Source organism: Lentibacillus daqui, from assembly GCF_027186265.1.
Classification (GTDB): Bacteria; Bacillota; Bacilli; order Bacillales; family Amphibacillaceae; genus Lentibacillus_C; species Lentibacillus_C daqui.
The window spans coordinates 3,682,257-3,701,954 of record NZ_CP114176.1 but is presented as its reverse complement, the minus strand read 5'-3'; the positions used below and the strand labels follow the sequence as shown (position 1 = coordinate 3,701,954).

Genomic DNA, 19,698 nt, shown 5'->3' with positions numbered 1-19,698 from the left:
ACAAAAAAATGAAAAACCCATTGGTAAGAAAAAAGGTGGTGTAGGGGGACAGAGGTTAGTCACCTCCCTCCTCTACGCAAGTTCTGCTCATTAAAATCTCTTTTTATTTGGTCTGGCCGGTCCCATAAAACTAACTAGTGAAACCACCTATGTATAGCAGCCTGACAGATTCGTATGATACAACGCAATTAAATAACGTTCAACCAACAAAAGGAGGGAAGATATGCTCATTCAATATTTAGTATATTCTCCTGGCGCCGATATCAATATTTAATTGAAAATCCCATCAATGATCATTTTGTTTATGCCAATCGGAAATTTGTTTTAACCTATCTTTGATTTTAGCTTCCGAACCTTGAGAAGTCGGAAAATAATATTCATGTCCTGCTAGAGAATCCGGCATGGTTTTTATTGTAGTCAGTTTTTCATCTGTGTCATGAGCATATTGATACCCCTTGCCATAGTTCAAATCTTTCATCAGTTTCGTTGGTGCATTACGTAACTGTAAAGGAACCGGTTCATTCATTGATTGTTGCGCATCTTTTTTAGCCTTTGAATAAGCCACATAAGCCGAATTTGACTTTGGTGCCATGGCAAGATAAATGACGGCTTGGGTAAGATGCACATCGCATTCTGGCATACCAATGAATTGACAGGATTGAAATACAGCTACTGCTATTCCCAAAGCCCTGTTATCTGCCAAGCCAACATCTTCGCTGGCAAATCTGACTAATCTTCTCGCAATAAACAAGGGGTCTTCCCCAGATTCCAGCATCCGGGATAACCAATAAACAGAGGCATTAACATCACTATTTCGCATCGATTTATGGAGTGCCGATATGATATTATAATGTTCTTCCCCATCTTTATCATATAGTAGCGACTTCCTTTGAATAAGCTGGGTTAAATCTTCTTTACCAATAGTAACGGATGCTTCCTGTCTTTTTCCGTTTAATACGGCCATTTCCAACGTATTTAAGGCAATTCTTCCATCACCATCAGAAAACGCCGCTATCGCTTCCAGCACCCCATCTTCCAGTTGAATATCTTGATTTCCCAAGCCCTTTGGATTGGAAATAGCTTTTTGTAACAATTCAACTATCTCGTTATTTGATAACTGATATAAGACAAAAACTTTACTGCGTGACAACAAAGCTGAATTTATTTCAAAGGATGGATTTTCAGTGGTTGCACCGATAAGGATAATGCTTCCTTTTTCGACATAGGGTAAAAATGCATCCTGCTGTGCCTTATTGAACCGATGAATTTCATCAATAAACAAAATGCATTTATCACCTAATTCCCTGTTTTCTTCGGCCTCTTTCATCACCTTACGAATATCTTTAATACCAGTTGATACGGCGCTAAAAGGAATAAACTTTGCCTTCGTATGATTGGCGATAATTTTAGCGAGGGTTGTTTTTCCTACTCCAGGCGGTCCCCAGAAAATCATGGACGAGACTTGATCATTTTCAATCATTTCCCGTAAAACCTTTCCATTTCCCAGTAAATGTTTCTGACCAACAAAATCTTCTAAATATTGAGGGCGTACGCTGTTGGCTAAAGGCTGATGCTTATCATTTTCATTTTCAAATAACGAGCCTTGTTTCAAGGTATTACCTCCTCGCCAATTTTTTCGTATGTCTGAAATATATTACATTTAACATATTTCCACATTAAACCGACATCTAAACGATAATACAGTGGGATTCGTGGAAAATAGTCCCCTGTTTATCAAGCCAAGCATATGACTTGAGATATATGTGAACTAATTATACTATATAGATCTGTTCCAACAATAATAAAGGAGAGTTTTTATAGATGGCAATAAAAGTAAAAGCAATCATAGGTAGTACGAGTTCAACCTCACATAACGCGAAGTTAGTGGCGTATATGAGAAGTCGCTATGCAGATAAATTGGATATTATACCGGTATTCATTAATGATGTTGACACATTTTCCATTGACATTGAAAATACGCCGACAGAAAATGTAAATCGATTTAAAGCGGATGTAAAGGATTCAGATGCCGTATTGTTCGCAGTTCCAGAATATAATTATTCCATTCCAGGTGCATTAAAAAATGCTATTGACTGGCTATCACGTGGAGGCGACTTTACGATCAAAGATAAACCGGCATTTATCGTTGGTTCTTCTATCGGTGTTCACGGCAGTGTCCGTGCACAAATGCATTTAAGACAAATTCTGTCAAACCCGGCATTATCACCAATTTTACTACCGGGAAATGAAGTATATGTCGGATCCGTTCATGAAAAAATGAATGATGCTGGTGAAATAACAGATCATGGCACAATTGAATTCCTTGATTTGGTAGTGAACAACTTCATCGAATTCTATCATAAAACAATTTCATCTGTTGCAGTTGCAAATTAACGTAGAGAAAAATATCAATAAAGCTGGGACAAAACCCTGTATAAAAATAAGCGTGGTATACACCATTATAAATTGGTAATGGGTGCCACGCTTGTTTTTTAAGTTATAATCTTTAGCAGCGGAAAGTATAAGGTGAAAATCTAAATGGTAAGGAGACCAAAAGGAATGAAAAGCGTTTATTTGGCTAGTCCGTTTTTTAACGAGTTACGATGTTAATTTTCTTATCGTAAAGTTGTCATTCAACAATGCCCAGTTTTGCGGATAAGGATAGCCTAATGCCCAATAACTAATCCCGCGAAGATTATATTGTTTGACCATATCAAATTTAGCCTGCGCGCTCCGTGCATCTTCAAACCATACTTCATGTCTTTGGCCCTGTTCATCTACATAGCGGAAAAATGGCGATTGGGCTGTCGTATCATATTGAATCGATGCGCCATATTTTACTGCCCGTCTGATAGCTTCTTGCGGACTGAATGTTTCAGCTTCCTGGCCTTGTACATGGGGAACAAGCCAATCGCGTGCATAGATTTGGAACCCTAAAAATATTTTTTCGGCTGGCATTACTGATAGAGCATACTCGACCACCCGCCTCATTTGATTGATAGGAGAGATTGCCTGTGGCGGGCCAAGTCGGTATCCCCATTCATACGTCATCAGAATGACAAAATCAGCAATTCTGCCATGTGCCTCGTAATCGTGTGCTTCATATAACAGCCCGCCTTGAGTTGCACTCGTTTTTGGAGCAAGTGCTGTCGATACCAAATAACCTCTTGGATGAAGCCGGTTAACCGCCATTTGTAAAAACCGATTATAATTCTCACGATCTTCTGGCATTACATTCTCAAAGTCAACGTTTAAGACCTTATATCCCTTTTGATCCATTACGTTTAGTACGTTGGAAATGACCTGATTACTTAATTGCGGATTACTCAGGATGATATGTGCGACATTGGATCCCGTTTGTGTAGATGTGAAATTGGTAATCGAAAGCATCGGTGTGATATGTTCAGCAACGGCAGCCTGAATCATGCGCTGGTCATTCATTGGTTGCAAGGTGCCATCTTCCCTGATCATATAAGCGAACGGGCTAAAATAAGTCAGCAAGTTACCGACTTCATGAAGGCTGTTGACTGCATCTTCCTCTGATTGATACGTATAAGCATTTACTTCAATCACGGGTTTTCTTCTTGGGATAGCCAGTTGCACTCCCGGAAAAATCATGTTTTGGTTTGTTAATTGATTTTCATTCATGATTGCTTGAACCGTGGTACCATAGCGATTTGCAATTTGCGCCAACGTCTCCCTTGGCTGAACAACGTGTGTCACTGGTGGGATAAATAGTTTGGTTCCTGGGGAAAGAACATTTGGATTGGTTAGTTGATTGGCCTGGATAATAGTTTGAACCGGGACACCGTACTGTTGGGCAATCGACCATAACGTTTCACCGCTTTTAACCGTATGCGGCGTACCAAGTACTGGGATAACCAGTGATTGACCAACCAATAATTGATTTGGATTGGGTAATCCGTTTAATTGCACGATTTGATTCATATCGACGGCATATCTGTTTGCGATTTGCCAGAGTGTTTCACCCGCTGTGACCACATGGATAATCATTACCTCACCTCCCCCAGTTTTCCATTAATGCATCATATGTCATAACCCATAAAATGTGTGTTTGCCTATTAGTGACATGATAATGTTGGCGAGGGCATTGCAATTAAGATTTTGGGATCTCAAAGCGTGGATTCTGTATTTTAACAAGACATAAACATTTATGTCGATACAAAACTTTGATATACTATATGAAGGATATAACAGATTAAGAAAAGATGTGTGACAAGTTCGCGACCTGCCTTGTTAATGAATGAGCAGGAGCGCTTGCATCCTTTCTGCAAATTTTAAGATGTAAGGAAGGTAAACATGAGTAACAGCCATACTTCAGCAGATGTTATTTTAATTGGTGCCGGTATCATGAGTGCGACATTGGGATCACTATTAAAGGAATTGGCACCGGACTGGAATATTACCATTTTTGAAAAGCTTAATAAACCAGCAGTTGAAAGTTCTAACGAGTGGAATAATGCGGGAACGGGCCATTCCGCGCTGTGTGAGCTTAATTACACGCCCGAACAGCCAGACGGATCCCTGGACATTAGCAAGGCAGTCAACATTAATGAACAGTTCCAGGTTACTAAGCAGTTTTGGTCTTATCTTGTAGACAGCAAACAGATAAGTAATCCGGATGACTTTATTATGCCAATACCGCACATGAGTTTAGTACATGGGGAAGATAATGTAGCATTCTTGAAAAAACGGTTTGAAACATTATCAAATAATCCATTGTTCCAAGGGATGGAGTTTTCCGATGATCCGGAAAAATTGAAGGAATGGATTCCGCTGATTATGAAAGACCGGACAGTAGATCAGCCAATAGCCGCAACGAAGATCGACTCTGGAACCGATGTCAACTTCGGGGCTCTTACACGTAAATTGTTGGATCACTTGAAGAGTAAGGATGTCCGTATCAACTACAATCATACAGTAGATGATATAAAACGTACGGAAGATGGCGCTTGGGAAGTGAAAGTGCGAAATTATGAAGATGATACCCTTGAATACCATACTGCGAAATTCGTCTTTATTGGTGCCGGTGGAGGGGCGTTGCCTTTACTCCAAAAAACTGGTATCCCTGAAAGTAAACATATTGGCGGATTCCCGGTAAGCGGACTATTCATGGTATGTAACAATCCGGAGATTATCAAGCAGCATCATGCCAAAGTATACGGCAAAGCTGCAGTTGGTGCTCCACCAATGTCTGTGCCGCATCTGGATACACGATATATTGAAAACCAAAAATCATTGCTATTTGGACCATTTGCCGGTTTTTCACCAAAATTCTTAAAAACCGGTTCCAATATGGATTTAATAAGTTCTGTAAAACCGAATAATGTTTTCACGATGTTAGCAGCGGGTGCAAAAAACATTCCGTTGACGAAATACCTGATCGGACAGCTAATGTTATCGAAAGAACAACGTATCAAGGAGTTACAGGAATTTATTCCGGATGCCAAAAGTGAAGATTGGGATACTGTAGTAGCAGGACAACGGGTGCAAGTGATTAAAGATACGGATGCCAGTGGCAAAGGAACGCTTCAATTTGGTACGGAGCTTATTAATGCCGCTGATGGATCAGTCGCTGCATTACTCGGCGCTTCCCCTGGGGCTTCCACAGCTGTTCCGATTATGCTCGATGTGTTCAAAAGATGCTTCCCACAATATCTCGAAGAATGGGAACCGAAACTAAAAGAAATGATTCCTTCTTATGGCATGTCGCTAGTGGAAAATCCAGAGCTTGTCCAGGAAGTCCATGTTTCAACAAATCGGGCGCTTGGTCTTGACGAAAGCTCGTTACAAACAGCCGAATAAAACAAACCTTATTTTATTTACTTAAATGAGAAAATAAAAAAGTCTCCCTTTTATTGTTGAGGGAGCTTTTTTAATCCTATCCATTTAAAAAAGTGGCAGCCGCAGCAAATTGTGGTAACAAATAAAATGAAATAGGAACAAGAATGTGGACAAAGTTAGGACAATCAATAAAAAATTCAATCCATCTCCAATAATGCCTTTACCCGTTTCACATACGGTTCCTTGTCATACGAGAAATACAGCTGACTGGAAAGCCTAATTGGATCACCAAAGAAAAACCGTTCATATTGAATTTCCCGTGTACCGAACGCACTCATCGCTACTTCCCATGCCAAACGGAAAATCTTCACACGTGATTCCGCATCGTCTGATTTTGATTGCAAATACTGATCCAAATCTCTTCTTAAAGACGATTGGAATGCGCGTTCTGTTGGGATTGACATTAGGCCGCTTGCACCCAGTTGCTGAATGATCTCGCCGAACCTTGCATAGACTTTTGTGAATACGTTACTGGCTACTTGCAGTGTCTTTTGATCGGGTCTCATTAATCCCCATTCATCCAATTCAGCTTCTGCCTCTGATTTGATGACCAATGCTTTCATCGTTTCCAATGCAACAATAATCTCAGAAACTTTTTCCTGCACATGCTGGTATTCACTGATATTGATCGTATTAATGATGGACTGAGCTACACCCAAGACAAATTCGGTTTTGATGACTTGCCTGGATGCGGCCTGGTGCAATGTAAACGGCAGGAATGAGCTGGCCCTTGCAAAAGTATTGGAAACCTGTATGTTGTCGTAATAAAAGACGCGCTCCCATGGAACAAGCACATCATCAAAGACAACAATCGTATCCATTTCCTCATATCGCGAACTTAATGGATAATTAAATGTCGAGTCACCAACGACAAATGATTCCCGGCAAATGAATTTCAAACCCTTGGTATTACTAGGAATGGCAAATGCAAATCCATTCGCTTTATCCTGAGCCCCGCCTGCTGAAAACACGACGATTTCATCCGTTATGCCACCCTGTGTCGCCAACAGACGCGCTCCCTTTACGATCAAGCCCTTATCATTTTTGTCCACGATCTTTGCGGCAATTGGCTCCGCATCCAAGTCCTCAAAATAAAATTGCCCGCGGTTGACTTGCGGATTCACAAATGTATGTGTCATCGATATATCATGTTCCCGGGCATATTCATAAAAGGATAGTAGATGTTCAGGAAAACAGTTTTCTTTTTCCTTTAAATAGTTAGCTGATGAGGCTAGTGCCATTACAACGGTATTCATATAATCCGGGCTTCTTCCCATCATACCATTGGTGAGTCCAGCCCATTGTTGAATCATCTTTCGTCTTTTTACCAGATCCTCTTTTGTCTTTGGTTGTAAATAGGACATCCCAACTTTTTGTTCCGTTGACGGGGAAAGATATGTCATGATATCTTTTAACGATTCATCTTGTTGCAGATCGTACAATGCTGCCTGACTTTTCATAATTCCTTTAAATGCCGGGTGTTCGGAAATTTTTCCTGTAACAGGATCGCCATCCACCCATACATACGTTTGCAAGTGGTTGATTCGGTCAATATATTCATGTCCATTAATGGCTGGCATAAACACACTCCCTAACGATTTTGTGAAATATGATCAAACGCCTATACGTTTCAGAATATTTTATTAGGATTTTGTTGAGATGTTACAGTTTCGTCACGCATTAACGGGCTTTATTTAACATTTAAAGAAAGAATGATTTCAATGCAAATCACAATGAACTATAGTATGATATTTAATAAGGAGAATGATTGAAGAGGAGAGAGATAAGTTGAAAAAGATAATAACAGCATTGATTACAGCAACACTCATTTTTGGGCCAATTGGTACTTATATTTTTCACGATCAACCTACGACTGTTGATGCAAGAGGTTATAAATCAGGAATAAAGGGATTTAATTTTAACAACAAAAATAATCCTTCTCACTTCCAAAATAAAAAACAGAATTCTTATCAAAACAATCGTTCTTATGCTAACCCAAATAAAAAGAACAGGTTCATGTCAGGCGGGCTGATGAAAGGCTTGATGCTTGGTGGACTGGCTGGCCTACTGTTCGGTGGTCTGTTGGGTCACCTCGGTATTTTTGGTGCGATGATGGGTTTTATCATCAATATTTTGGCATTGATTGTATTGATTGCTATCATCAGCAAAATTGTTTCATTGTTTAAGCGTAAAAAGAGAGAAGACACGAATCCATGGAGAAGTTAATTATTTCGGAACAAGATATTATCAATGCCCTCTGTATATATACCGCACGTAAGAAAGAAATAAAACCAGAACAGGTGGAAGCAGAATTAATATATGATGATGACACCGGTTTTTCCGCAGAAGTTTACTGGTTAAATAGACAGCAGGTGCTTGTCACGGGCAATATCATGGAAGCATTACAAATGTGGCTGGAGGAATTTATGGGTGAGAACCCATCCGCTGAAATAAAACTCGAGCTCGATGATCAGGAAGGTATCATTGCGCTAGTTGGGTGAAAGAATGCCAAGGGCCGAAACAAGATATGTATCGGTACTTGGCATTTTTCAAAAGAAAAGCGTAATTTTACAAGACTTCGATGATTTCTTGCGCGAATCGGAAAGAAGATTTAATTCCTCATTAGAGTTGAGACCAGATTTAGGCTTCTTTCTCTTTATTCTCTAAGTGGATTTTTCTTTTATCCCCCTTCGCCTTTCTCGTCAATATTGCCTCAGTAACAATAGCGACGAGGGCGCCAAATACCAACCCATTACTCAATATCGACACAAGCGTTGGCGGCATGGTAGAAAATGCGTCGGAAGGGATAAACATCGTACCAATTCCGGCAAATAGTGAAATACCAGCAACTTGAAACAAGATCCGTTTATTTTCGGCAGCCTCAAATTCCTGTAAGGCTAAACCAATGATGCTGGCAAAAATCGGAAATATTGCGGCATAACCAACAGCTTTGGGAATGGCAGCTACAAATGCTGTAAATGGTGGAAACAGGCTAATACCAACGATGATCAAGGATCCAATGATAAAGGGTAGCTTGCTGGTTATTTTCGTGGTGGCAATAAATCCTGCCGAACCGGAAATAGGGACAGCTCCGATTGCTGAGAACAATCCGCCTAGTAATTGGTTAACTCCTGATATAATGCCAGATTGTTTCAAACGATTTTCCTCAAACTGGACATGATGACGCTTCAGTACCTGTTGAACGACACGGACCGTAGCAAGCATATTGGCAAGTAACAATAATGTTATAAAGATAACCATAATAATCATGTTGGGCTCAATTCGCGGTGAACCGAATGCAAAGATTTTCGGTAAGTTTATCAATGTATTAACCTTGGTGACGGGTTCAGATAGTCCAAACAATGAAAATAGCAGCCAGCCGAAAACAATACTAAATAGTACTGTGTAGTGGCCAATTTTAGGGATTTTCATAAATAGATAGGATAATATAATGATTAAAACTGAAAGCATAAGCACATTCGTATGAACGGTATCGTCGGGATTCTCCAGCCCGAACATCCCTTGTACAAAGGAACTGCTTAGCTGGATCACCATCAGGATCAAATAGATGCCGGTAACAGCAGGGGTGAACAGTCGTGCCAGCTTCTCAACCAGCCCAAACACACTTAAAAGAATAAAAATAACACCACTTAATAAAAAAGCATACTGCAACACCCGTAATGTTTCCATATGGGATCCAAACAGCACGGTTCCTAATCCGGCATATAAAGAAAAAACTCCCCACCAAAGACCGGCTGGCCCTTCCTGAACTGGCAGGTGGTGTCCGAAGAATGTCTGCAAAAGTCCTGCCAATCCAAGCGCAAATAATGTTCGTTGGACGAATTCAATCGTTTCTATTGAATCAAGCCCGTAATCGGCAGCAATTGCTACTGGAATAACAACACTGCTTGTTAATATAAATAATGCCCATTGCAGGGACGAAAAAATAAGTTTCAACGTAAGTCAATCCTCTCACAACATGGTGTGTAAAATGATCACTGTATCATCATACGGCTAATAACATGATGAATCAAATGAACAGAACTGGAAAATTGATTCAGATAAAAAACAAGCTTGGACTTCCAAGCCTGTTATGATTAATTGGCAACCTGCACCTGTCTTTTCTTAAATACAGCAACTTTAGAGAGGATAGCTAACAGGACGAAGGTCACGACAAGAAAAGCAACAATCATACTGACAACACCGCCCCAGCCGAAACTGCTCCAAAATAATCCACCGGCGGTTCCACCAACACTTGAACCACAATAATAGAAAAATAAATAAAGTGACGATGCTTGTGCCTTGTCATGCGTAGCCATCGCACCGACCCAGCCACTGGCGATGGAATGTCCGGCAAAGAAGCCGAATGTGAATAAGGCAATTCCGATGATTTTAATCACCAGGTTGGCATTCAATGTGATTAAGGCACCGATTAGCGTAATACAAAGCGCGATTAATAACATGTTCCGCCGGCCGTATTTGATGGCTAAATTACCAAACCAGGTTGAACTGAATGTCCCAACAAGGTAAACGATAAAAATCCAGCCCACCAACGTTTGACTTAATGAATATGGCGGGGCGATCAATTGGAATTCCACGTAGTTATACATCGTCACAAAGCCGCCCATTAATAAAAATCCTAATCCATACAAGCATAGCATGGCTGGATCTTTTAAATGACTTCCCATTGATTTGGCGAGTTTGCCCAGATCCAGTTTACGTGGCTGAAAATGTTTTGATTTTGGCAAAGCCCACCAAAAAATAATGCTGGCAACTAAACTCAAGACACCAATAGCAATAAGCGCGATACGCCAATCAAACATATCCGCAATCGAGCCGGTGATGATTCGCCCGCTTAGTCCGCCAATCGTGTTTCCGCTAATATATATTCCCATTGCGACTCCCAGGCTGGATGGATCAATTTCTTCACCAAGATAAGCCATAGCAATGGATGGCAAACCGGCAAAAACAATCCCTTGCAATACCCTTAGTAGCAATAGCGTTTGAAAACTAGGCACAAATGCAATGATGACCGCCACAACGGAGACAGCAAACACAGAGATCCCCATAATTCCTTTGCGTCCCCACGACTCTGATAATGAACCTACCAACAACATGGCGATTGCCAAAAAAGCAGTTGTTAATGATAAAGTCAGGCTCACCATTGTCGGAGAGGCATCAAATTGCTCGGAAAACGCCGGTAATAATGGTTGAACCACATACAAGTTTGCAAAAGTAATAAAGCCGCCAATGAACAGGGCAATATTTACTTTGCGAAAGTCAGTCGTTCCTTTTTTTACATAGTTCATACGTGCTCACTCCAAAGATGAATTAAAAAAATGGCAAATTTGATTCCGCGGAAACCGCAAATCGCATTTAACCATCCTTTAAATGAGAGTTCAAAAAGGAGGAAAAAGGACCAAGAAGTTCAAGACGGCGTAGCTTTGAGCACCGGAGTGTACAAAAAGGTACATGAGGAGCGGAAAAGCATGCCAACGAGCTTCAAAGGAAGGCCGACTAAAAACGGGCTTGCGCTCAGGCGTCAGCATACCCCTTTTGAAGGGGCACGTCATTTTTACCAGACTTTTTGAACATCCTCTTTAAATGATATCCAATATGTATTATTATAATGGCTAATAAAATAAAAGTATAATGCATTATTTTCATAGATTCAATGCATTTTAGTCATGATTGGAGGAGTCGTCAATGGAATGGCAGCAAATCGAATATTTTCAAACAGTTGCCCGTGTTCAGCATATTACCAGGGCGGTAGGGATCTTATCCATTTCCCAGCCAGCATTGAGCAGGTCGATTGCTCGTTTGGAAGAGGAGTTAGGCGTTCCGTTGTTTAAACGAAAAGGGCGCTCCATCCTGTTAAATCGGTACGGCGAATTGTTTTTAAAGCGGGCCAATCGCATTTTGAAAGAATATCAGGATGGCAAACAGGAAATTCGTGATTTGATTGATCCGGAATACGGGGAGATATCGTTGGGATTTCTCCATACACTCGGTGTGGAGAAAATCCCCAATTTAATTGGTGCCTTTCGCAAACAATATCCAAAATTGCGCTTTCAGTTTAACCAAAATAATTCTGCGGCACTTGTACGGCAGTTAGAGTCCGGAGAATTCGACCTGTGTCTGACTACTCCCATTGAAACCAACATTAAGGTCAATTGGCAAAAACTATGGAACGATGAATTGTTCGTGATTGTGCCAGCCGATCACCGGTTGGCTGGTTGCGAAAGTATCACACTGGAGGAAATCGCCGACGAAGATTTTATTGCTATTAAAGAGGGAAATTCACTGCGGCAAATTATGGATCAGTTATGCGAAGAAGCAGGGATACATCCAAAAATATTGTTTGAAGGCGAAGAAATCCATACGTTAGCTGGATTGGTCGGTGCCGGACTTGGCGTTTCATTGATTCCGGATGTAACGGGACTGGATCCAGCCAAAGTCGCCCGCCTGCATATCCGTTGGCCTAAAAGTGAGCGGGTTATTGGCATTGCCTGGCTGGATGGTGGTTATTTATCGTCAGCCGCGCTCCAGTTTAAGGAATTTGTAATGGAGTATTTTAAATAAAGTATAGCAGTATAGCAGGTAGGGAAAAGAACGGGAGAGGGCATCGTCCCAACGGTAAAGGACAGCACCCAAACAAGATAGAATCTCACACAGAAAAAGCAAACAGCATTTAAAGTTGATCAAACACAGCCAATAGTTGATCGAGCTAGACCGAAAGTTGATCGAACAAACCATACAAAAAAGAGATGCCCTCCTCAGGCATCCCGTACATAAACTTATTTCGTATAATTATCAAAATATCCCTGTATATAAACGATCGGTGTCCCTTTGTCTCCACTGCCGGAGGTCAAATCAGATAGCGAGCCAATCAGATCGGTAAGTTTTCGTGGTGTTGTTCCTTGTGCTTCCATAGCTCCGACCAGGTCAGCATCTTCATCTTTTTCATCAATATACTTGGTAATGGCTTGTTGCAGTTCCTCACCTTTTAAATCAGAAAAATTGTTATCTGCAAGGTATTTTAATTTAATTTCATTTGGTGTGCCGTCCAGTCCTTTTGTATATGCGGGTGATACAACAGGGTCAGCAAGCTCCCATATTTTACCGACTGGATCTTTGAACGCGCCATCCCCATAAATCATAACCTCGACATCTTTGCCAGTACGTTCTTTCAACATGTGCTGGATGTTGTCAACGACTGGCTGGCAATTACGTGGAAACAACTTAACCTTTTCCTCAGTCGATTTATTGGAGCCAAGCAGACCGTATTCGTCATTGTAGCCACTGCCGTTAACAGATGTTGCTAATATATTATCCAGGCTATAAATCGTTTCACCACCATTGGCTTTCAGGATTCTTTTTGTCCGCTCGCGTGTATGGATATCACAAGTGAGGACATGTTTGGTGTGATCCAAAATTGTTTTCGGATTATTGGAGAAGATAACCTCACATTCGACACCGTATGCTTCAATTAACGATTTATAATATTCAATGTAGTCGACACCGGTAAAGGTATGCTTCATATATCCAAAATAATCACGGAATTGTTGCTCGGTTAGCACATCAGTCCAGGGATTGATACCTTTTTCATCTAGTGCATCGATATCTACCAAATGATTACCAACTTCATCTGATGGATAACTTAGCATAAGAACAATTTTCTTAGCACCTTTGGCAATACCACGAAGACAAATGGCAAAGCGGTTTCGGCTTAAGATTGGAAAAATGACGCCGATTGTGTGATCACCGAACTTCGCTTGTACATCTGTTGCGATATCGTCAATTGTTGCGTAATTTCCCTGTGAACGGGCAACAACGGATTCGGTTATTGATATGATATCTTTATCCTGAATAGTAAATCCTTCTACTTCTGCTGCATTCAATACACTGTCGACAACAATTTCATCAATATTGTCACCTTGATTGATGATTGGGCAGCGAAGGCCACGTGATACGGTTCCAACTACTCGTTCCAAAATAATCTCTCCTTGTTGCTATTAAGGTTAATATCCATAGTTCCTACTTGTAATATACACTGAAGAAGTGGTATAAGTAAAATGAATAAATATTATACCAAATATAAGGACTGTTTATATGAAAGGTAAATTGGATTTATATAAAATCTTTGGGGTTGTTGCGAAAAACAGGAGCTTCTCCAAGGCAGCGGAGGATCTTTATCTAACCCAGCCGGCTGTTAGTCAGGCAATTCGGCAATTGGAGAGTGAACTCGATACACGACTTTTTAATCGAACACCAAAAGGGGTAACGCTCACAAATGAAGGCAAGCACTTATTTAAATATGTCCACGCTGCACTAAACTTGCTTGATACAGGTGAAGAAAAAATACTTGCGTTCAAACATTTAACAACTGGGGAGTTAAAGATTGGCGTTAGCGATACGATATCCAGATATTTTTTACTTCCCTATTTAGAAGTTTTCCATAATGATTATCCTAATATCAAATTTAAAATTGTCAACGGTACTACAGCTGAAGCGATTTCCATGTTAAAGACAGGATCCGTTGATATAGCTATTTGTAATTTCCCGGTTGATGATCCCAACTTGGAGATGCAGCCATTTCTTGAAATACAGGATATTTTTGTTTACGGAAATAGATTCAGGCAGCAGCTGTCTGCACCAATTCGTTTGCAGGAACTGGTGGAACAGCCCTTGATTTTCCTTGAGCCAAAGTCCAATTCAAGGGTGTATGTGGAAAATTATTTGCTATCCAAGGGCATCAAGATCTCTCCGGAATTTGAATTGGGCTCCCATGATTTGCTTTTGGAGTTCGCCAAAATTAATCTGGGAATTGCCTGTGTCACTAAAGAATTCTCTAAAACGTATTTGGATAAAGGACTGGTCCATGAAGTACAGCTAATCGACGGGATTCCGAAAAGAAGTATTGGTGTATGCTATTTAAAAAGCGTACCATTATCAACTGCTTCGACCAAATTTGTTGAGATTATTGAACAGGGAAACATTTCTTGATTGTTGCAACAAGGCCTGTCCTCTATGTGTAAATTCAAGGACTCTCAGTTTGCTCCGGAATGTTTTATATCACGATGCAGCCGCTTTCTGGCTGAAATGGTTTCCGGAGTAATTGGGATATGCTTTATCGCTTTTCCTAGCCCGTGTTGTGGCATATTCCGATAAAGTGTTTCGTACTTGCCTTTATCAACTGGATAAGTTTCATGGTAAATGCCAACAGCCTCATTGTTGTCGACTTGTTGATTGAAGTTTTTCCATGCAGCCAAATGTTTTTCCCCTTTGGCATAGGCAAGTAAATCCTCAGTCGACTGCCAGTATTGAATCATGAGAGTTGTTCGTAGTCCAAAGTAATTTTCCATGGATAAAAAACCTAACTCCTCCTTGTTCATGTACAGCTCTTTAATCATGCCTCGCATTGCCTTGAAAACTGGTAGCCATTTGTGTACTGCAAATCGTTTGTTCATTCGCATGCCGATTAGAAATACAACAAGATCGCTGTCATTGTCGGTAATGTAACGGCCAGTGTAAATTGACTTTCTCATGATTTTATTCCTCCCATTTGATGGATCCATCATGACACCCAGATATGATAATTCACTTACTTCGAATACGAAGCATCTTTTACCTTTTTAATCTGTTCGGTAGTCGCCTCGCACCATTCAATCGCTGCCTGTGTTACCCTTTTTCCATAATCTAAGGTAAATAGCCAATAGGTTGCATCTTTTTGATCATGTTTATTTGTCGTAATCATTTGTTCTATGTTTGTGTAAGTTTGATAAGTTATTTTCAATTTTTGCTGGTAATCGTTCAGTTGATTTAGCGTATTTGCTGTGGATTGATGACGTCCAAAAAATAATTTCAATAACAATTCATTTCGCTCCACAGGTATTTGTTCAATCGGTTGTTTGAGCCATTCTTTTAAGGTTGTTTTTCCTTTTTGTGTCAAGAAATACTCCTTTCGATCAGGCTTTCCTTCCTGTGTAGCTGTTTTTACTGTAGCCAATCCCTCTTCTTCAATAAATTTTAGGGTTGGATAAATTTGCCCGTAACTAATTTTCCAAAAGTGGTTTAAACTTTGGTCAATGAATTGTTTAATTGCATAGCCGGATTTGCATGTAGTTGTCAAAATCCCAAGTATTGCGTAGGTAGTATGATTGTATTCTTTCAAAAGGATCATCCTATCTATATGATATGTATCTGTTAGATATATGATACCACAAAGCTGATGTTAACACCAAACACTATTTTTTGAAAATTTGATTTGATGTAATAACTTGTAATTACCTACTTCTGGTGAAAACGCCCAACACCTTCATTAGGCAAATGCATAAGGATATCATATACTACATTTTGAAGTGAGGGAAAAGAATGAATAACGAATGGAATCAGCAAGCCGCAATGCCTAATTATGAAGAGAATTTGTCAACTGCAGTGCCAGAACAACAAAGAAATTCACAAGAGGAAATGCAAGAGCCGGTTCAAGGGTACGGAGTGGGTTTTAACGGATATCCTGGTTTTGGGAGTGATATTGGCGGACCAGTACCTGTCAGATATGGATTTGGACCTTTCCTTGGCGGTTTGGCAGGTGGGCTGCTGACAAGTTATCTATTATTTCCGCATTATGGTGGTTACGGCGGTTTCGGTGGCTATGGATATTACCCGTATTATCCAGGGTTTTTTTGGTAATTTTTTTGCTATGAGACAAAAATGCCCATTACAACATAAAGGCTTTGGCAGACCACCGTTTATATGTAAAAGGTCTATTTTAACCGGATTTTAATTCATTTTATACGTAAATCACATTGCCATCATAACGTGAAAAGTTGTGATGGCTTATTAATGGTGGTGGAGCATTTTCAGGTCAATCAATTCATCCTATCGTTCAGTCGAGATTACTCTCCAATTGATAAATCTTTTGATAGTGGCCGATATCGGAGCCTAAATGGTTGATAATTTTTGTGAAGTGGTCGATACATCCATCCGTTCGGTTGATACTCCTGCCATCACAGTTGAAATCCCCCCAATATGGTCGATACCCCCTGCTCACACAATATTGATGGCGATCAAAATCACATGCGCATGGCCCGCCATCGATTTTCCTTTTACATTGTGCTACGCTTATCCTAAATCACTAGCGTTGCATTAAAACCATTTCTGAAAGTCAATCATCTTGATTAGCTACCCGACTTAATCGGGTGAATATTCTGTCATATATTCCTTCTATAAAATTAAAAAAGAACAACGAGGGTTTAAAGGTAGCCCTTCATCCATTTTTTGAATTTTATATACTATTTAAATGAGTGGATCATAAACCAAGTTATCTAAATGAAAAATCTCTCCTAATTCATATTGTGCTAGGGTTTCTTCAAAGATTCGTTCGTGTTCTTGCCGCCGTCGTCCTCTAGATGTGCCTTCAGGTGGTTTAAACACTTCGGAAATAAAATTCGTCATTGATTTATCCCAGCAATCACGAATCCAGTGAAGCATCTCTAGTAGTGTGCCTTTATAGCTTATTCTGTTCTTCATAAGCAGTGTTAAACAGTACGTGATCATCGCTAGATAGAGCTGATTGTATACGGCATTTTCACTTTTTCCATACAACTTTTTGATTACAAGGTGTTGCTTTACCCATTTGAAAAATAATTCAATTTGCCAACGATTTCGGTAAAGGTCGCTTATTTCCTGTGCACTCACCTTTGCATCATTACACACGATTCTAATTTGATTCCCTTCACTATCTCGGGTCTCTACTAATTGCAGTTCATGCTTCATGTTTCCAATCTTTATAATCGCATGTCGAGTGATTGGAGAAGTATCGTCAACCGGCATTTCCTCGATGACATGCACAACAGTATTTGATTTAATTCGTGTCACAAAACGAATACCAGCTTTCGAGTAGGCTTCAAACTTTTCAAAGTTGAAATAGCCACGGTCGAACACATGCAGCACATTTTTATCCGCTACAATCAATGCGTCCAGCTGTGTTTCATCCGCAGGTCTTGCCGGAGTAAGATTTACTTTATTTGGGTAAGAAATGCCATCGCAAAAGGAAATGGAAGTATGCATCTTCACTCCAGATTTTGTTTCTCGAAAATCTGCCCATTCATATTGACTGAGGCACATGGATATGGTTGATGAATCAATCAAATGAAGCTTACCAAGTTCTTTACTTACCATTCTTGGTCCAAGTATATGGTGCAACTTCTGAATTAAATGATGTAGAATCACTTCAAAAATTTCATGTGGGATACTTCTGTTTTTTCGAGAAAGCTGTGACTTACTAATATTTTCAATACCTACTAGCCTTTGAACTGTTTTCTTGCGTTTAATCGTATTGCTTATTCGTTTTAAACTATCTAAGTTTTTCAGTTGTGCATAGATAAAAGCATTGGTAAACGTTAGTAGATCAAGCTTTTTAACATACTTATCAAGTTCTGCGTGATCGACCATTTTTTGGGTTACTTTTGAATCTAATGGATGAATGTATTCCTTGAATACAGTTTTTATGGTATGATTGTCCATGAGTTCTCCTTATAATTTGGGATTTGGACAGGACTACCATTCCCTTATTATAAGGTTTTTTTATAGACTTTTGTAGTGAAAACTCCCATTATTCCTAATGTTCCAACTAAATATTTTTCTTGATATTTGTAGAAAAACTTTATGCAACGCTAGTGATCCTAAATAAAGAACGTAGTAGGAACAGAACTAGAGGTGGAATTAATGATCCATTTTTTGAAGGAAAAAGCTGAGCATTTGTTTTCCGGTTATTTTGCAATGGTAATGGCAACTGGTGCATTATCAATAGGTTCATACCTGCTCGGAATGCATATGATTGCCAAGACATTGCTGGTTATAAACATATTTGCCTATATTGGATTATGGACACTAATGATTATTCGCATTATTTACTTCCTTCCAAATGTATTAAATGATTTAACCAGCCACTCGAAAGGGCCAGGTTTTTTTACATGGGTTGCGGGAACGTCAGTGTTTGGCAGTCAATTGATTATCGTTGGGCATCATCATGTCGTATCTGAGTACCTGTTTGCGCTGGCTATTATTTTATGGTTGATTATTATGTATACCTTTTTTACGGCGGTTACTGTACGCAAGAATAAGCCGACAATCGCTGAGGGAATTAATGGGGCATGGTTAATTGCTTCAGTTGCCACGCAGTCTATTGCTATTTTGGGAACATTATTGGCGCCTTACGTAGGCGGAGAGGCGCAACGAATCCTTTTGTTCTATACATTAGCCATGTATTTTCTAGGGTGTATGCTATATTTGAACATTATTACGTTAATCTTTTACCGGTTTACGTTCGTGGAGTTCAAGTTTGAGGCACTGACACCGCCGTATTGGATTAATATGGGGGCCGTTGCTATTACAACATTAGCAGGGTCAACATTGATTATGCATGCGGACTTATTGCCGTTTTTACATCAGATTACCCCGTTTTTAAAAGGCTTTACGTTATTCTTCTGGATTACGGGTACATGGTGGATTCCGTTACTTTTTATCCTGGCGATTTGGCGGCATATCATCCATCATTATCCACTGACTTATGATCCGCAATTTTGGGGAATGGCCTTTCCGCTGGCGATGTATACAACAAGTACATATCAGTTTTCTGAAGCATTGGGACTGCATTTTCTACTAATCATTCCTAAGATTATGTTCGTGATTTCCATCGCTGCATGGGCTCCTGGATTTATTGGTTTAATCCATCATGTCATCGTTTCTTTTCAAAGGCATAATCAGCACCTGTCCTGATGAGGAAATATAAGCTTTTGAACTATTTGAATAACCTTATGGGATACAACA

At 39.9% G+C, this 19,698-nt stretch carries 17 protein-coding genes; 8 read left to right on the top strand and 9 right to left on the bottom strand.

Annotated features, from left to right (window positions below; genetic code table 11):
- Positions 1-286: 286 nt before the first annotated feature.
- A complete protein-coding gene (locus tag O2S85_RS18390; RefSeq protein ID WP_269410727.1) occupies positions 287-1,612 on the bottom strand; it encodes a replication-associated recombination protein A in 1,326 nt (441 codons plus the stop codon).
- A gap of 209 nt (positions 1,613-1,821) precedes the next feature.
- Here O2S85_RS18390 and O2S85_RS18385 point away from each other — a divergent pair, with 209 nt between their 5' ends.
- Complete coding sequence (locus O2S85_RS18385) at positions 1,822-2,394, top strand: NADPH-dependent FMN reductase (protein ID WP_269410726.1); 573 nt, start codon at positions 1,822-1,824, stop codon at positions 2,392-2,394.
- 204 nt (positions 2,395-2,598) lie between these two features.
- Here O2S85_RS18385 and O2S85_RS18380 read toward each other — a convergent pair whose 3' ends face one another.
- A complete protein-coding gene (locus O2S85_RS18380; RefSeq protein WP_269410725.1) occupies positions 2,599-4,014 on the bottom strand; it encodes a LysM peptidoglycan-binding domain-containing protein in 1,416 nt (471 codons plus the stop codon).
- A gap of 306 nt (positions 4,015-4,320) precedes the next feature.
- On the opposite strand from O2S85_RS18380, the gene O2S85_RS18375 reads away from it, so the two are divergent.
- A complete protein-coding gene (locus O2S85_RS18375; RefSeq protein WP_269410724.1) occupies positions 4,321-5,826 on the top strand; it encodes a malate:quinone oxidoreductase in 1,506 nt (501 codons plus the stop codon).
- Between the two features lie 176 nt (positions 5,827-6,002).
- Here O2S85_RS18375 and hpaB read toward each other — a convergent pair whose 3' ends face one another.
- Positions 6,003-7,445: a 4-hydroxyphenylacetate 3-monooxygenase, oxygenase component gene (hpaB, locus tag O2S85_RS18370; protein WP_269410723.1), complete on the bottom strand. Its 1,443-nt coding sequence runs from the start codon at positions 7,443-7,445 to the stop codon at positions 6,003-6,005.
- A gap of 184 nt (positions 7,446-7,629) precedes the next feature.
- Between hpaB and O2S85_RS18365 the strand changes: the two genes are divergently transcribed.
- Positions 7,630-8,091 (top strand): hypothetical protein, encoded by a 462-nt coding sequence (locus O2S85_RS18365; protein WP_269410722.1) that lies wholly within the window; start codon positions 7,630-7,632, stop codon positions 8,089-8,091.
- The gene (locus O2S85_RS18360; protein ID WP_269410721.1) at positions 8,079-8,366 is read left to right on the top strand and encodes a YxcD family protein; all 288 of its coding nucleotides are present in this window, start codon (positions 8,079-8,081) and stop codon (positions 8,364-8,366) included. The genes O2S85_RS18365 and O2S85_RS18360 overlap by 13 nt, the downstream gene beginning before the upstream one ends.
- Positions 8,367-8,505: 139 nt before the next feature.
- On the opposite strand, the gene O2S85_RS18355 is transcribed toward O2S85_RS18360, so the two are convergent.
- Together O2S85_RS18355 and O2S85_RS18350 are read right to left on the bottom strand one after the other, a co-directional pair.
- A complete protein-coding gene (locus O2S85_RS18355) occupies positions 8,506-9,822 on the bottom strand; it encodes a purine/pyrimidine permease (RefSeq protein ID WP_269410720.1) in 1,317 nt (438 codons plus the stop codon).
- A gap of 140 nt (positions 9,823-9,962) precedes the next feature.
- Positions 9,963-11,174 carry an MFS transporter gene (locus O2S85_RS18350; RefSeq protein ID WP_269410719.1) on the bottom strand — a complete coding sequence of 404 codons (1,212 nt, stop codon included), beginning with the start codon at positions 11,172-11,174 and terminating at the stop codon, positions 9,963-9,965.
- Positions 11,175-11,571: 397 nt separating this feature from the next.
- Here O2S85_RS18350 and O2S85_RS18345 point away from each other — a divergent pair, with 397 nt between their 5' ends.
- Positions 11,572-12,447, top strand: coding sequence for a LysR family transcriptional regulator (locus tag O2S85_RS18345; protein WP_269410718.1), 876 nt, complete (start codon positions 11,572-11,574; stop codon positions 12,445-12,447).
- 215 nt (positions 12,448-12,662) lie between these two features.
- Here the strand turns inward: O2S85_RS18345 and O2S85_RS18340 are convergent, their stop codons facing one another.
- The gene (locus tag O2S85_RS18340; protein WP_269410717.1) at positions 12,663-13,859 is read right to left on the bottom strand and encodes a coenzyme F420-0:L-glutamate ligase; all 1,197 of its coding nucleotides are present in this window, start codon (positions 13,857-13,859) and stop codon (positions 12,663-12,665) included.
- A 118-nt stretch (positions 13,860-13,977) separates the two neighbouring features.
- Between O2S85_RS18340 and O2S85_RS18335 the strand changes: the two genes are divergently transcribed.
- Entirely contained in the window at positions 13,978-14,871 is an 894-nt protein-coding gene (locus O2S85_RS18335) for a LysR family transcriptional regulator (protein WP_269410716.1), read from the top strand.
- A gap of 44 nt (positions 14,872-14,915) precedes the next feature.
- Here the strand turns inward: O2S85_RS18335 and O2S85_RS18330 are convergent, their stop codons facing one another.
- A complete protein-coding gene (locus O2S85_RS18330; protein ID WP_269410715.1) occupies positions 14,916-15,413 on the bottom strand; it encodes a DUF4188 domain-containing protein in 498 nt (165 codons plus the stop codon).
- Positions 15,414-15,469: 56 nt separating this feature from the next.
- Entirely contained in the window at positions 15,470-16,039 is a 570-nt protein-coding gene (locus O2S85_RS18325) for a PadR family transcriptional regulator (protein WP_269410714.1), read from the bottom strand.
- 200 nt (positions 16,040-16,239) lie between these two features.
- Between O2S85_RS18325 and ymaG the strand changes: the two genes are divergently transcribed.
- Entirely contained in the window at positions 16,240-16,557 is a 318-nt protein-coding gene (gene ymaG, locus O2S85_RS18320; RefSeq protein ID WP_269410713.1) for an inner spore coat protein YmaG, read from the top strand.
- A 606-nt stretch (positions 16,558-17,163) separates the two neighbouring features.
- On the opposite strand, the gene O2S85_RS18315 is transcribed toward ymaG, so the two are convergent.
- Positions 17,164-18,393 carry an IS4 family transposase gene (locus O2S85_RS18315; RefSeq protein WP_269410712.1) on the bottom strand — a complete coding sequence of 410 codons (1,230 nt, stop codon included), beginning with the start codon at positions 18,391-18,393 and terminating at the stop codon, positions 17,164-17,166.
- 201 nt (positions 18,394-18,594) lie between these two features.
- On the opposite strand from O2S85_RS18315, the gene O2S85_RS18310 reads away from it, so the two are divergent.
- Entirely contained in the window at positions 18,595-19,647 is a 1,053-nt protein-coding gene (locus O2S85_RS18310; RefSeq protein WP_269410711.1) for a tellurite resistance/C4-dicarboxylate transporter family protein, read from the top strand.
- The last annotated feature ends 51 nt before the right edge of the window (positions 19,648-19,698 follow it).